Consider the following 14,147-nt stretch of genomic DNA (forward strand, 5'->3'; position numbering starts at 1 on the left):
GCCCTCACAGGCGGAGAGGGGAGGGGAGACGAGGTGCGGCGGCTTCGAAGGTGCAGGATGGAGACATGGATCTTCGAATCTTCACCGAGCCCCAGCAAGGGGCGAGCTACGACACCCTGCTCACCGTCGCCAAGGCCACCGAGGACCTCGGCTTCGACGCCTTCTACCGGTCCGACCACTATCTGCGCATGGGATCCGGCGACGGCCTGCCCGGCCCGACCGACGCGTGGATCACCCTGGCCGGACTGGCCCGTGAGACCAAGCGGATCCGTCTCGGCACCCTGATGACGGCGGGCACCTTCCGTCTGCCGGGGGTGCTTGCCATCCAGGTGGCCCAGGTCGACCAGATGTCCGGCGGCCGGGTCGAGCTGGGTCTGGGGGCCGGCTGGTTCGAGGAGGAGCACAAGGCCTACGGCATCCCCTTCCCGAAGGAGAAGTTCGGCCGGCTGGAGGAGCAGCTGGCGATCGTCACGGGCCTCTGGGAGACCGAGACCGGCAAGACGTTCAGCTACGACGGGACGTACTACCAGCTCACGGACTCGCCGGCCCTTCCCAAGCCCGCCCAGGCCAAGGTGCCTGTCCTGATCGGCGGACACGGCGCGGTCCGCACCCCGCGTCTCGCCGCGCGGTACGCGGACGAGTTCAACATCCCCTTCGCCTCGATCGAGGACAGCGAGAAGCAGTTCGGCCGGGTCAGGGACGCCGCGGTGGCGGCAGGCCGCGCGCCTGACGACCTCGTCTACTCCAATGCCCTGGTGGTGTGCGTCGGGAAGGACGACGCGGAGGTGGCACGGCGTGCTTCCGCCATCGGCCGGGAGGTCGAGGAGATCAAGGCGAACGGGCTGGCGGGATCGCCCGACGAGGTGGTCGACAAGATCGGCCGCTACGCCGCCATCGGGGCCTCGCGGATCTACCTCCAGGTCCTGGACCTGGACGACCTGGATCATCTGGAACTGATCTCGTCGCGGGTCCAGTCACAGCTGGCCTGACGGGAGAGGCCCGCGTGATCCGCCGGCCGTCGTACCGACGGCGACCGGCGGGCCGGAGCCGACGGGTCGGTGCAGGCGGCAGGCGGCAACAGGCAGGACGGGATCGCGGGAGCGCGGGACCGACTGCGGTCAGCAGACAGCGAAGGAGCAGTGGTGCACACCGTCCGGACACAGGAGGCCCGGCCTCGACGTACGCTCGGCCAGGCGCTCGCCGAGGGGACCGTCCTGCTGGACGGCGGCCTCTCCAACCAGTTGGAGGCCCAGGGGTGCGATCTGTCCGACGCGCTCTGGTCGGCCGGACTGCTGAGCGATGAGCCCCGGCAGATCGAGGCGGCCCATCGCGCGTACGCACGGGCGGGTGCCCAGGTGCTCATCACCGCGAGCTACCAGGCCACCTTCGAAGGGTTCGCGCGGCGCGGGATCGGGCGGGCCCGGGCGGCGGAGCTGATGGCCGGCAGCGTGGAGCTGGCGCGCCGGGCGGGGGCGGACACGGGGCGTGAGTCCTGGGTCGCCGCCTCGGTCGGTCCGTACGGGGCGATGCTCGCGGACGGCAGCGAGTACCGCGGCCGGTACGGGATGACCGTCCGGGAGCTGGTGCGCTTCCACCGGCCCCGGGTGGAGACACTGGCCGCGGCGGGGCCCGACGTACTGGCCCTGGAGACGGTGCCGGACGCCGACGAGGCCGAGGCCCTGCTCCGCGCGGTCCAGGACCTGGACGTGCCGGTCTGGCTCTCGTACAGCGTGGCGGGGGACCGGACCAGGGCAGGCCAGCCCCTGGCGGAGGCCTTCGGGCTGGCCGCCGGCATCGACCAGGTGGTGGCGGTCGGCGTGAACTGCTGCGACCCCGCCGACGCGGACCGCGCGGTGGAGGTGGCGGCCGCGGCCACCGGCAAGCCGGTCGTCGTCTACCCGAACAGCGGTGAGGAATGGGACGCCGACGGACGGGACTGGACGGGGAGAAGCACGTTCGAACCGGGCCGCGTGCGGCACTGGCGGAACGCGGGCGCACGACTGGTCGGCGGATGCTGCCGGGTGGGGCCCTCGGACATCGAAGCGCTGGGGGCCCGGCTACGGACTCCGACAGCGTGAAAACTCCTGGTGGGAGACGGATCGCCGGACCATACTCGGACACGTGTTCCTGACTATCAGCACGACCGGCACCCCTGAGCGCCCCGCCACCGATCTCGGCTACCTGCTGCACAAGCACCCCGACAAGGCGCAGACGTTCTCCACCGCGCACGGCACCGCGCACGTCTTCTACCCGGAGGCGACCGCCGAGCGCTGCACAGCCGCGCTGTTGCTGGAGGTGGATCCGGTGGCGCTGGTCAGGCGCGGCAAGGGCAAGGGCCGCGGCGGGGCCCCCGACGCGGCACTCGCGCAGTACGTCAACGACCGGCCGTACGCGGCGTCCTCGCTGCTCTCGGTCGCGATGACGACGGTGTTCAAGTCCGCACTGAACGGGGCCTGCCGGGCCCTGCCCGAACGGGCCGGGGAAGCGCTCCCGCTGCGGATCGAGGTTCCCGCACTGCCTGCCCGCGGGGGCGCGGAGCTCGTGCACAGACTCTTCGCTCCGCTCGGCTGGACACACGTCGAGGCCGTGGCCGTGCCGCTGGACGAGCGCTTCCCGGAATGGGGCGACTCGCGCTACGTACGACTGGTGCTGGAGGGCGAGCTGAGGCTCGCGGACGCTCTCCGTCAGCTGTACGTGCTGCTGCCCGTGCTCGACGACGCCAAGCACTACTGGGTCGCACCCGACGAGGTGGACAAGCTCCTGCGGGCCGGGGAGGGCTGGCTGGCGCGGCACCCGGAGCAGCGGCTGATCACCAGCCGATATCTCTCGCGCCGCGGAGGTCTCACCCGGCAGGCGATGGAGCGGCTCGAACTGGTGCGGCTGGCCGAGTCGGACGACCTGGAGGTGGAGAGCGTCGACAACGCCGTGGACGAGACCACCGACACGGAGGAGAAGCCGGTGCCGCTCGCCGAGCGGCGCCGCGACGCGATCCTCGAGGCGCTGCGGGCGGCCGGGGCGAGCCGGGTGCTCGACCTGGGCTGTGGTCAGGGCCAGTTGCTGCAGGCACTCCTCAAGGACGTGCGCTTCACCGAGATCGTCGGGGTCGACGTGTCGATGCGGGCCCTGACCGTGGCGGCCCGCCGGCTGAAGCTGGACCGGATGGGCGAGCAGCAGGCCGGCCGGATCACCCTCCGCCAGGGCGCGCTCACCTACACCGACAAGCGGCTGAAGGGGTATGACGCCGCCGTCCTGAGCGAGGTGATCGAGCATCTCGACCTGCCGCGGCTCCCCGCCCTGGAGTACGCGGTGTTCGGCTCCGCGCGACCGCGCACCGTCCTCGTGACGACGCCCAACGTCGAGTACAACGTCCGCTGGGAGACGCTCCCCGCCGGGCATGTGCGCCACGGGGACCACCGCTTCGAGCGGACCAGGGAGGAATTCCGGGACTGGGCGGGGCAGGTGGCCGGACGCCACGGTTACGCCGTGGAGTTCGTGCCCGTGGGACCGGACGACCCCGAGGTGGGGCCACCGACACAGATGGCCGTGTTCACGATGACCACGGCCCCCGGGACGACGAAGGAGGAGAAGGCCGCATGACCGGTACCTCTCGTACACTGCCCGTGACCGACCTGTCCCTCGTCGTCCTCGTCGGCGCCAGCGGCTCGGGCAAGTCCACGTTCGCCCGCAGGCACTTCAAGCCGACCGAGATCATCTCCTCCGACTTCTGCCGGGGACTGGTCGCCGACGACGAGAACGACCAGAGCGCCAGCGGTGACGCCTTCGACGTCCTGCACTACATCGCCGGCAAGCGGCTCGCCGCGGGCAGGCTCACCGTCGTCGACGCCACCAACGTGCAGCCCGAGAGCCGCAAGCAGCTCGTCCAGCTGGCCCGCCAGTACGACGTGCTGCCCATCGCGATCGTGCTCGACCTGCCGGAAGAGGTCTGCCAGGCGCGCAACGCCACCCGCCCCGACCGTGCGGGCATGCCCCGCCACGTCGTGCAGCGGCACCGCCGTGAGCTGCGCCGTTCACTGCGCGGTCTGGAGCGCGAAGGCTTCCGCAAGGCCCACGTCCTGCGCACCGAGGAGGAGGCCGACACGGCCGAAGTCGTCCTGGAACGCCGGTACAACGACCTGCGGCACCTCACCGGGCCCTTCGACATCATCGGTGACATCCACGGCTGCAGCTCCGAACTCGACACCCTGCTCGGCAAGCTGGGCTACGAGAACGGCTCGCACCCCGAGGGGCGTACCGCCGTGTTCGTGGGGGACCTCGTGGACCGCGGTCCCGACAGTCCCGGTGTGCTGCGCCGCGTGATGTCCATGGTGTCCTCGGGCGACGCGCTGTGCGTCCCGGGCAACCACGAGAACAAGCTCGGCCGTTACCTCAAGGGGCGCAAGGTCCAGCACAGCCACGGACTCGCCGAGACGGTGGAGCAGCTGGAGCGCGAGGACGCGGAGCACCCCGAGTTCCGCGAGGAGGTGGCGGACTTCATCGACGGACTGGTCAGCCACTACGTCCTGGACGGCGGCAGGCTGGTCGTCTGCCACGCGGGGCTGCCCGAGAAGTACCACGGGCGCACGTCGGGGCGGGTCCGTTCGCACGCGCTGTACGGGGACACCACGGGTGAGACCGACGAGTTCGGCCTGCCCGTGCGCTATCCGTGGGCCGAGGAGTACCGAGGCGCGGCCGCGGTGGTCTACGGCCACACGCCGGTGCCCACCGCCTCCTGGGTGAACAACACCCTGTGCCTGGACACGGGTGCCGTCTTCGGAGGGAAGATGACCGCCCTGCGCTGGCCGGAGCGCGAGATCGTCGACGTCCCTGCCGAGCGTGTCTGGTACGAGCCGGTGAAGCCGCTGACCACCGAGGCCCCCGGGGGCAGGGAGGGCCGGCCGCTCGACCTGGCCGATGTGCAGGGCCGCCGCATCGTGGAGACCCGGCACATGGGCCGGGTCTCGGTGCGCGAGGAGAACGCGGCCGCGGCGCTCGAGGTCATGAGCCGCTTCGCCGTCGACCCCCGCCTGCTGGCCTACCTCCCGCCGACCATGGCTCCGACGGCGACCTCCCGCGAGGAGGGCTTCCTGGAGCACCCCGCGGAGGCCTTCGCGCAGTACCGGGCGGACGGTGTCACCAAGGTCGTCTGCGAGGAGAAGCACATGGGCTCGCGCGCCGTGGCACTGGTCTGCCGGGACGCCGGCGCCGCCCGTGAGCGCTTCGGCACGGACGGGCCGACCGGCGCCCTGCACACCCGCACCGGGCGGCCGTTCCTGGACGACACCGCGCTCACGGAGGTCCTCCTCGGCCGGCTGCGTGCCGCCGTCACCGCGGCGGGGCTCTGGGAGGAGTGGGACACCGACTGGGTGGTGCTCGACGCAGAGCTGATGCCCTGGTCCCTCAAGGCCGCCGGGCTGCTGCGCTCGCAGTACGCGGCCGTCGGTGCGGCCGCCGGAGCCGTCCTGCCCGTCGCGGACAAGGCGCTGACCGCTGCGGCCGCCCGCGGGGTCGACGTCGGCGCGCTGGCCGGCCGCCAGCGGGAGCGGGCGGAGGACGCGGCCGCCTTCACGGAGGCCTACCGCCGCTACTGCTGGAGCACCGAAGGGCTCGACGGCGTACGTCTGGCACCGTTCCAGATCCTCGCGGTGCAGGGCCGCTCGCTCGCCTCCGTGCCGCACGACGAGCAGCTGGCCTGGCTGGACCGTCTGGTCGAGCACGACCCGACCGGGCTTCTCCAGGTCACCCGGCGCCTCGTCGTCGACACCGGGGACGAGGCCTCCGTGCGCGCGGGCACCGACTGGTGGCTGGAGATGACCGGCCGCGGGGGCGAGGGCATGGTCGTCAAGCCGCTGGGAGCCCTCGTCCGCGACGAGAAGGGCCGGCTCGTCCAGCCGGGCGTCAAGGTGCGCGGCCGCGAGTACCTGCGGATCATCTACGGGCCCGAGTACACGCGTCCGGAGAACCTGGAGCGGCTGCGCTCCCGCTTCCTCGGCCACAAGCGCTCGCTGGCCCTGAGGGAGTACGCCCTCGGCCTGGAGGCGCTGGACCGGCTGGCCGACGGGGAGCCGCTGTGGCGGATCCACGAGGCGGTCTTCGCGGTGCTGGCCCTGGAGTCGGAGCCGGTCGACCCCCGGCTGTGAGGTTCCGACCGGAATCGGGTGGCGGTTCGCAGGGTGAACGGTGCCCCGCGCGGTGAGGATGAGGACATGGGATTCCATGTCGATTCCGAGGCCGGGCGGCTGCGCCGCGTCATCCTGCACCGTCCCGATCTGGAGCTGAAGCGGCTCACCCCCAGCAACAAGGACGCGCTGCTGTTCGACGACGTGCTGTGGGTGCGCCGCGCCAGGGAGGAGCACGACGGCTTCGCCGACGTGCTCCGCGACCGCGGTGTGGAGGTCCATCTCTTCGGTGATCTGCTCAGGGAGTCCCTCGACATCCCGGTGGCGAGGCGCCTCGTCCTGGACCGGGTCTTCGCGGAGAAGGAGTACGGCCCGCTCGCCACCGAGCATCTGCGCGCCGTCTTCGAGGAGCTGTCCGCCGCGGACCTGACCGAGGCCCTGGTCGGCGGGATGACCAAGCGGGAGTTCCTGGAACGGCACGCCGAACCGACCTCCGTCCGCTTCCACGTGATGGATCTGGACGACTTCCTGCTCAGCCCCCTGCCCAACCACCTCTTCACCCGTGACACCTCCGCCTGGATCTACGACGGGGTGTCCATCAACGCGATGCGCTGGCCCGCCAGGCAGCGCGAGACCGTCCACTTCGAGGCGATCTACCGGCACCACCCCCTCTTCACCGGCTCCGAGGCGGGGGTCTTCCACCACTGGTCGGAGGGCCAGGACGACTACCCGTCCACGATCGAGGGCGGCGACGTCCTCGTCATCGGCCGGGGCGCCGTCCTGATCGGGATGAGCGAACGTACGACGCCGCAGGCCGTGGAGATGCTGGCCAGAGGGCTCTTCGACGCCGGGTCGGCCCGGACGATCGTGGCGCTCGACATGCCCAAGCGCCGGGCGTTCATGCACCTCGACACGGTGATGACGATGATCGACGGCGACACGTTCACCCAGTACGCCGGACTCGGCATGCTCCGCTCCTACACGATCGAGCCCGGCTCCGGCCCCCGCGAGCTGAAGGTGACCGACCACCCGCCGGAGCACATGCACCGGGCCGTCGCGGCCGCTCTCGGCCTGGACAGGATCCGGGTGCTCACCGCCACCCAGGACGTGCACGCCGCCGAACGGGAGCAGTGGGACGACGGGTGCAACGTGCTGGCCGTGGAGCCGGGTGTCGTCGTCGCCTACGAGCGAAACGCCACCACCAACACCTATCTGCGCAGGGAAGGCATCGAGGTCATCGAGATCCGGGGCAGCGAGCTGGGCCGGGGCCGGGGCGGCCCACGCTGCATGAGCTGCCCCGTGGTGCGCGACGCGGTGTGAGACGGCGGGTGCACCCGCGGGGCGGCGCCGCACCGTGGGCGAGAGCACGGGCGGGGGAGCCGTTCCGCGTACCGTCACGGATGCTCCTGTATAGCAATACGGCGCCTCGTATAGACTTCCAGGAAGGAGTCCATACGTCCGTAGTCCGACCCGGGAGCAGTCACCATGGCCATAGACCTCACAGGCCGCCATTTCCTCAAGGAGCTGGACTTCACGGCCGAGGAGTTCCGCGGCCTGGTCGCCCTGTCCGCCGAGCTCAAGGCGGCCAAGAAGGCGGGCGCGGAGGTGCAGCGGCTGCGTGGCAGGAACATCGCCCTGATCTTCGAGAAGACCTCGACGCGTACCCGTTGTGCCTTCGAGGTGGCCGCCGCGGACCAGGGTGCGTCCACGACCTACCTCGACCCCTCGGGCTCCCAGATGGGGCACAAGGAGTCGGTGAAGGACACCGCCCGGGTCCTCGGCCGGATGTTCGACGCCATCGAGTACCGGGGCGACAGCCAGCCCGCCGTCGAGGAGCTGGCGGCGTACGGCGGCGTGCCGGTCTACAACGGGCTCACCGACGACTGGCACCCCACCCAGATGCTGGCCGACGTCCTCACGATGACGGAGCACAGCGCCAAGCCGCTGGAGGAGATCACCTTCGCCTACCTCGGCGACGCCCGCTTCAACATGGGCAACTCCTACCTGGTCACCGGCGCGCTGCTGGGCATGGACGTCAGGATCGTCGCCCCCGCCGCCTACTGGCCGGCCCAGGACGTCGTGGACCGCGCGCACGAACTCGCCGCCCGCAGCGGCGCCCGCATCACCCTCACCGAGGACATCACCGAAGGCGTCCGGGGCGCCGACTTCGTCGTCACCGACGTCTGGGTCTCCATGGGGGAGCCCAAGGACGTCTGGGACGAGCGCATCGCGTCCCTCTCGCCGTACGCCGTGACCATGGACGTCCTGCGCGCCACGGGCAACGACGACGTGAAGTTCCTGCACTGCCTCCCGGCCTTCCACGACCTCGGGACGAAGGTGGGCAAGGAGATCCACGAGCGGCACGGACTGTCGGAGCTGGAGGTCACCGACGAGGTCTTCGAGTCCTCGCACTCGGTCGTCTTCGACGAGGCCGAGAACCGGATGCACACGATCAAGGCGGTCCTGGTCGCGACGCTGGCCGAGCGAGGCCGGCCCGCATGAACATGCACCCGATTGGGTGAACATGCGTACAAGTGGCTACGATGGTGCTACTTGGTGGGGTTCGGGCTCGCACGCCCGAACCCCTTTTCATGTGCCCGGTCCGGAGCGTTCGACCAGGTGAGAGCCCAGGTGAGAGCCCCCCACAGGCTCCGTTTTCCCCCGCACCGCCAGAGAAGAGACACCGTCCCCCCATGAGTGCCGTCTCCCCCACCCCCCCAAGCCCTTCGCGCAGGACCGGGGCGCGCGTCAAGAGCCCCGAGCTGCTGCTCGCCGAGTCCGGAGCCGACCTGGAAGGCCACGGTCTGCGGCGCACCATGGGGCTGTTCCAGCTCGTCTGCTTCGGTGTCGGCGCGATCGTCGGCACCGGGATCTTCGTCGGCCTGTCCGACAGCGTCGCGGAGGCGGGCCCCGCCGTGGTGGTGTCCTTCGTCCTCGCCGCCGTCACCTGCATCTTCACCGCCTTCTCGTTCGCCGAGCTCGGCGGCGCCATCCCGGTCTCCGGCAGCTCCTACTCCTTCGCCTACGCCACGCTCGGGGAGCGGGTCGCCTTCCTCGTGGGCTGGTGCCTGCTCCTGGAGTACGGCGTCTCGGTCTCGGCCGTCGCGGTCGGGTGGAGCCAGTACGTCAACGAACTGCTGGACAGCGTCGTCGGCTGGAGTCTTCCGGCCGCGCTCTCCGCGGGGCCCGGTGACGGCGGTGTGATCAACCTGCCGGCGATCGTCGTGGTCATGATGGCGGCCACGCTCCTGGTACGCGGTATCAGGGAGAGCGCGCGGGCCACGGCGGCGATGGCGGTGCTGAAGATCGGCATCCTCGTCGCGTTCTGCGCGATCGCCTTCACCGCCTTCGAGGACGGGCACCTCTCGCCCTTCGCCCCCGAGGGCATGGCCGGGATCACGGCCGGCGCGTCGGTGGCGTTCTTCTCGTACATCGGCTTCGACGCCATCACCACCGCGGGCGAGGAGGTCAAGAACCCCCGCCGGAACATCCCGATCGCGATCCTGATCTGCATCGGCCTGGTCACGCTGCTGTACTGCGCGGTCGCCCTCGGGGCCATCGGGTCGCTGGGCGCCGACGCCGTGTCCGACAAGCCCGCCGCACTCTCGCTGGTCGTCGACAAGGTGACCGAATCGAGCGTCGGGGGCGGGATCATCGCCTTCGGCGCGGTCGTCGCCATCGCCTCCGTCGTCCTGGCGGTGATGTACGGCCAGACCCGGATCCTGATGTCGATGTCCCGTGACGGACTGATCCCCCGGGTCTTCGAGCGGGTGTCGCCGAAGACCCGCACGCCGGTCGCCAACACCTGGATCGTGGCGGTCCTCTTCGCCGTTCCCGCCGCGTTCTCGTCCCTCGACGTCGTCGTGAACCTGACGACGATCGGCACGCTCGCGACCATGGCGGTGGTCAACGTCGCCGTCATCGCGCTGCGCCGCCGCAACCCGGAGCTGAAGCGTTCCTTCCGGGTGCCGCTGTACCCGGCCAGCCCCGTTCTGGGCGTCGGCTTCTGCCTGTACCTGATGTACGGGACGGGCTGGACGACCTGGGTGCAGTTCGTCGTCTTCCTGGCCGCCGGCGCGCTCGTGTACGCGCTCTACAGCCGCAGCCGCTCCCGGCTCGTCAGGGAGCCGCAGGACCGGGCGGTACCGGGCCCGACGGAAGGGTGAACCACACCGCCTTGCCGTGCGCGGTGGGGCGGTGACCGCAGGCGGAGCTCAGGGCGCGGATCAGCAGGAGACCCCTGCCGTGCTCCTGCCAGGGATCGGGGGTGCTGCCCGGGAGCAGGCCTGACAGGTCGCCCGGCGGCCCGGGGTCGTGGTCGTGCACCTCCACCTGGCAGCCGGAGGCCAGGAGCTCGACCACCAGCTCGATGGGCCCGGAGCCGTCGGTGTGCTCCACGGCGTTGGCGACCAGCTCGGCCGTCAGCAGCTCGGCGGTGTCGCTGTCCGCGGGTGCCTCGAGTTCCGCCAGCGCCGTACGGACCAGCGCGCGGGCGATCGGCACCGCGGCCGTGGAGTGCGGCAGGGTGATGCGCCAGGAGGGCTGAGGGGGGGCGTCGGGCGGCACAGTGGGGGCTTCCGTTCGGCAGCGGGACATCCGGCGGAGGCGCGGGGGCGCCCCGCCGGCTGCGTCCTGGTGCGCGTGGTCCGTACCAGGACTTCCTGCGCTCAACCATACGAAGCGAGGCCCGCCGGACATAGAGGCGGTCGGCCGGTACAAAAGGGACCTTCGCCACAGTGGGCGGCGGGCTTATCGCGTCCTCGTGACGGAAGTCATGTACCGGTGATAGCTTCGAAGCTCATCTGCAGCAGCCCGACGGCCGGAGGAGACCCTCCCATGAGCCCGTTCACCGGCTCCGCCTCGCGGACCGAACGCTGGAAGCATCTGCGCCTGACCACCGACGACGGCGTGGCGACCGTCACCCTCGCCCGCCCCGAGAAGATCAACGCACTCACCTTCGGCGCCTACGCCGACCTGCGTGACCTCCTCGCCGAGCTCTCCCGCGAACGGTCCGTGCGCGCCCTCGTGCTCGCCGGTGAAGGGCGGGGGTTCTGCTCGGGCGGCGACGTGGACGAGATCATCGGCGCCACCCTCGCGATGGACACCGCCCAGCTCCTGGACTTCAACCGGATGACAGGCCAGGTCGTACGAGCCCTCCGCGAGTGCCCGTTCCCCGTCGTCGCCGCCGTGCACGGAGTCGCCGCCGGTGCCGGAGCGGTCCTCGCCCTGGCCGCCGACTTCCGGGTCGCCGCCCCTTCCGCCCGCTTCGCCTTCCTCTTCACCGCGGTAGGCCTCTCCGGCGGCGACATGGGCGCCGCCTACCTGCTGCCCCGTGTCGTCGGCCTCGGACACGCCACCCGGATCCTGATGCTCGGCGAACCCGTCCGCGCCCCCGAGGCCGAGCGCATCGGACTGATCAGCGAGCTGACCGGCGAAGGGGAGGCCGACACCCGGGCAGCCGTTCTGGCCCGACGCCTCGCCGACGGGCCGGCCCTCGCCCTCGCCCAGACGAAGGCGCTCCTCACCGCGGAGCTCGACATGCCGCTCGCCGCCGCCGTGGAGATGGACGCGGCCACCCAGGCCCTCCTGATGAACGGCGAGGACTACGCCGAGTTCCACGCGGCCTTCACCGAGAAACGGCCGCCGAAGTGGCGGGGCAGGTGACGCGATGCCCTCCCGGGACACGGAGCGGATCGCGGTCGTCGGCGGGGGACCCGGCGGGCTCTACGCCGCCGCGCTGCTGAAACGACTGCGCCCCGGCCGCGAGATCACCGTCTGGGAACGCAACGCCCCGGAGGACACCTTCGGCTTCGGTGTGGTCCTCTCCGACGAGACACTCGGCGGCATCGAACACGCCGACCCCGTCGTGTACGCGGCGCTGAGCGACGCGTTCGTCCGCTGGGACACCATCGACGTCGTCCACCGGGGCACCACCCAGACCTCCGGCGGCCACGGCTTCGCCGCGCTGGAGCGCCGCACGCTCCTGCGGATCCTGCACGAGCGCTGCGCGTCCCTCGGTGTGCGGCTCCGCTTCCGGACCGAGGCACCGCCCACCGCCGAGCTCGCCGCCGGCCACGACCTGGTCGTCGCCACGGACGGGGTGCACAGCGCCACCCGCGAGGCACACGCCCGTCACTTCCGTCCCACGGTCACGCACCACCGCAACCGCTACATCTGGCTCGCCGCCGACGTCGCGTTCGACTCCTTCCGCTTCGAGATCGCCGAGACCCGGCATGGTGTGATGCAGCTGCACGCCTACCCCTTCGCCCGCCCCTCGCCGGGCGACCCCGGCGCCTCCACCGTCATCGTCGAGATGCGCGACGAGGTCTGGCGGGCCGCCGGACTCGACACCTGCGGCACCGCCGAGTCGGCCGAACGCTGTGCCGAGGTCTTCGCGAAGGCGCTCGGCGGCCGGCCGCTGCGCTCCAACAAGTCCTCCTGGCTCACCTTCGCCACCGTCACCAACCAGCGCTGGTCGCACGGCCGCACGGTCCTCCTCGGAGACGCCGCCCACACCGCCCACTTCTCGATCGGCTCCGGCACCAAGCTCGCCGTCGAGGACGCACTCGCCCTCGCCGCCTGTCTCGAGGAACAGCCCGGCCTGTCCGCCGCCCTCGCCGCGTACGAGGCCGAGCGCCGCCCCGTCGTCCTGTCCACCCAGCGTGCCGCCGCGGCCAGCCTGCGCTGGTTCGAGGAACTGCCGCAGTACGCGCACCAGCCGCCCCGGCGGTTCGCCTTCAACCTGCTCACCCGCAGCCGCCGCGTCACCCACGACAACCTCCGGCTCCGCGACCCCGGCTTCACCGCAGCGGTCGAGGAGGAGTTCGGCTGCCCGCCCGGCACCCCGCCGATGTTCACCCCGCTGCGGCTCCGCGGCCTCGAACTCCGCAACCGGATCGTCGTGTCGCCCATGGACATGTACTCCGCCGACGCCGACGGCGTGCCCGGCGACTTCCACCTGGTCCACCTCGGCGCCCGGGCGCTCGGTGGCGCCGGTCTCGTCATGACCGAGATGGTCTGCGTGAGCCCCGAGGGCCGCATCACCCCCGGCTGCACCGGCCTGTGGACCGATGAACAGGCCGACGCCTGGACCAGGATCACGCGTTTCGTCCACGACACCGCCCCCGGTGCCGCGATCGGGGTCCAACTGGGCCACTCCGGCCGCAAGGGCTCGACCCGGCGGATGTGGGAGGGCATCGACGAGCCGCTGGAGGACGGGAACTGGCCGGTCGTGGCCGCCTCGCCCCTCCCGTACGCGCACGGGGTCAGCCAGGTCCCGCAGGCGCTCGACAGGGGCGGGATGGACGCCGTCCGCGACCGGTTCACCGAGGCCGCCCGCCGCGCCGCCCGCTGCGGGTTCGACCTCCTCGAACTGCACTGTGCCCACGGCTACCTGCTCTCCGGATTCCTCTCCCCGCTCACCAACCGGCGCACCGACGCCTACGGCGGTTCCGTGGAGAACCGGCTGCGCTTCCCCCTGGAGGTCTTCGACGCCGTGCGGGCCGCCTGGCCGCGGGAGCGGCCGATGACCGTACGGATCTCCGCGACGGACTGGTCCCACGGCGGGACGAGCGACGAGGACGCCCTGGCGGTCGCCCGCGCCTTCGCCGCTCACGGGGCCGACGCCATCGACGTCTCCACCGGCCAGGTCGTCCCGGAGGAACGCCCCGAGTACGGCCGCTCGTACCAGACCCCTTACGCCGACCGCATCCGCAACGTCCTGGGCGTACCCGTCATCGCCGTGGGCGCCATCTCCTCCTGGGACGACGTCAACTCGCTGCTGCTCGCGGGCCGGGCCGACCTCTGCGCCCTGGCCCGCCCCCACCTCCACGACCCGCACTGGACCCTGCATGCCGCGGCCGCACAGGGCTATACGGGACCGGGTGCCCCCTGGCCGCTGCCGTACCGCGCGGGCAGCCGTCCTCCGCCGACGGGCCGCACCGACGCCCCGAAGCCTCGCCTCACGCTTGACTGACCGTCAGGCACGCGCCGCCGGCGACGCGCGCGGGGCGGGCCCCGGTTCCGCCCACC

Annotated in this window: 10 protein-coding genes; 9 read left to right on the plus strand and 1 reads right to left on the minus strand. The window is 71.6% G+C overall.

The features are described from left to right. Positions 1-65 precede the first annotated feature (65 nt). From IA22_RS0128860 to IA22_RS0128890, 7 genes are all read left to right on the plus strand, one after another. Positions 66-989, plus strand: coding sequence for an LLM class F420-dependent oxidoreductase (locus tag IA22_RS0128860; RefSeq protein WP_014153497.1), 924 nt, complete (start codon positions 66-68; stop codon positions 987-989). Between the two features lie 153 nt (positions 990-1,142). Beyond that, the gene (gene mmuM / locus IA22_RS0128865) at positions 1,143-2,078 is read left to right on the plus strand and encodes a homocysteine S-methyltransferase (protein WP_030125292.1); all 936 of its coding nucleotides are present in this window, start codon (positions 1,143-1,145) and stop codon (positions 2,076-2,078) included. 43 nt (positions 2,079-2,121) lie between these two features. After that, complete coding sequence (locus tag IA22_RS0128870) at positions 2,122-3,597, plus strand: 3' terminal RNA ribose 2'-O-methyltransferase Hen1 (protein WP_030125293.1); 1,476 nt, start codon at positions 2,122-2,124, stop codon at positions 3,595-3,597. Continuing rightward, positions 3,594-6,137, plus strand: coding sequence for a polynucleotide kinase-phosphatase (locus IA22_RS0128875; RefSeq protein WP_030125294.1), 2,544 nt, complete (start codon positions 3,594-3,596; stop codon positions 6,135-6,137). Before IA22_RS0128870 ends, IA22_RS0128875 begins: the two co-directional genes overlap by 4 nt. 66 nt (positions 6,138-6,203) lie before the next feature. Continuing rightward, positions 6,204-7,436 carry an arginine deiminase gene (locus tag IA22_RS0128880; RefSeq protein WP_014153493.1) on the plus strand — a complete coding sequence of 411 codons (1,233 nt, stop codon included), beginning with the start codon at positions 6,204-6,206 and terminating at the stop codon, positions 7,434-7,436. Between the two features lie 165 nt (positions 7,437-7,601). Continuing rightward, complete coding sequence (gene argF / locus IA22_RS0128885) at positions 7,602-8,618, plus strand: ornithine carbamoyltransferase (protein ID WP_014153492.1); 1,017 nt, start codon at positions 7,602-7,604, stop codon at positions 8,616-8,618. 191 nt (positions 8,619-8,809) lie between these two features. After that, a complete protein-coding gene (locus IA22_RS0128890; protein ID WP_030125295.1) occupies positions 8,810-10,282 on the plus strand; it encodes an amino acid permease in 1,473 nt (490 codons plus the stop codon). On the opposite strand, the gene IA22_RS0128895 is transcribed toward IA22_RS0128890, so the two are convergent. After that, on the minus strand, positions 10,236-10,682 hold the full coding sequence (locus IA22_RS0128895) for an ATP-binding protein (RefSeq protein ID WP_030125296.1): 447 nt from the start codon (positions 10,680-10,682) through the stop codon (positions 10,236-10,238). The two genes, IA22_RS0128890 and IA22_RS0128895, sit on opposite strands and share 47 nt — an antisense overlap. A 270-nt stretch (positions 10,683-10,952) precedes the next feature. Between IA22_RS0128895 and IA22_RS0128900 the strand changes: the two genes are divergently transcribed. Then, a complete protein-coding gene (locus IA22_RS0128900; RefSeq protein WP_030125297.1) occupies positions 10,953-11,780 on the plus strand; it encodes an enoyl-CoA hydratase family protein in 828 nt (275 codons plus the stop codon). Between the two features lie 4 nt (positions 11,781-11,784). Then, positions 11,785-14,091 (plus strand): bifunctional salicylyl-CoA 5-hydroxylase/oxidoreductase, encoded by a 2,307-nt coding sequence (locus tag IA22_RS0128905; RefSeq protein ID WP_030125298.1) that lies wholly within the window; start codon positions 11,785-11,787, stop codon positions 14,089-14,091. Positions 14,092-14,147: the final 56 nt, after the last annotated feature.

The sequence above is a fragment of the Kitasatospora papulosa genome (assembly GCF_000717245.1).
Taxonomy (GTDB): Bacteria; Actinomycetota; Actinomycetes; order Streptomycetales; family Streptomycetaceae; genus Streptomyces; species Streptomyces papulosus.

Excerpts from the sequence above, each read along its gene's own strand:
- IA22_RS0128860 (WP_014153497.1), top strand. The coding sequence starts at position 66 with ATGGATCTTCGAATCTTCACCGAGCCCCAGCAAGGGGCGAGCTACGAC.
- IA22_RS0128875 (WP_030125294.1), top strand. The coding sequence starts at position 3,594 with ATGACCGGTACCTCTCGTACACTGCCCGTGACCGACCTGTCCCTCGTC.
- IA22_RS0128880 (WP_014153493.1), top strand. The coding sequence starts at position 6,204 with ATGGGATTCCATGTCGATTCCGAGGCCGGGCGGCTGCGCCGCGTCATC.
- argF (WP_014153492.1), top strand. The coding sequence starts at position 7,602 with ATGGCCATAGACCTCACAGGCCGCCATTTCCTCAAGGAGCTGGACTTC.
- IA22_RS0128890 (WP_030125295.1), top strand. The coding sequence starts at position 8,810 with ATGAGTGCCGTCTCCCCCACCCCCCCAAGCCCTTCGCGCAGGACCGGG.
- IA22_RS0128900 (WP_030125297.1), top strand. The coding sequence starts at position 10,953 with ATGAGCCCGTTCACCGGCTCCGCCTCGCGGACCGAACGCTGGAAGCAT.
- IA22_RS0128905 (WP_030125298.1), top strand. The coding sequence starts at position 11,785 with ATGCCCTCCCGGGACACGGAGCGGATCGCGGTCGTCGGCGGGGGACCC.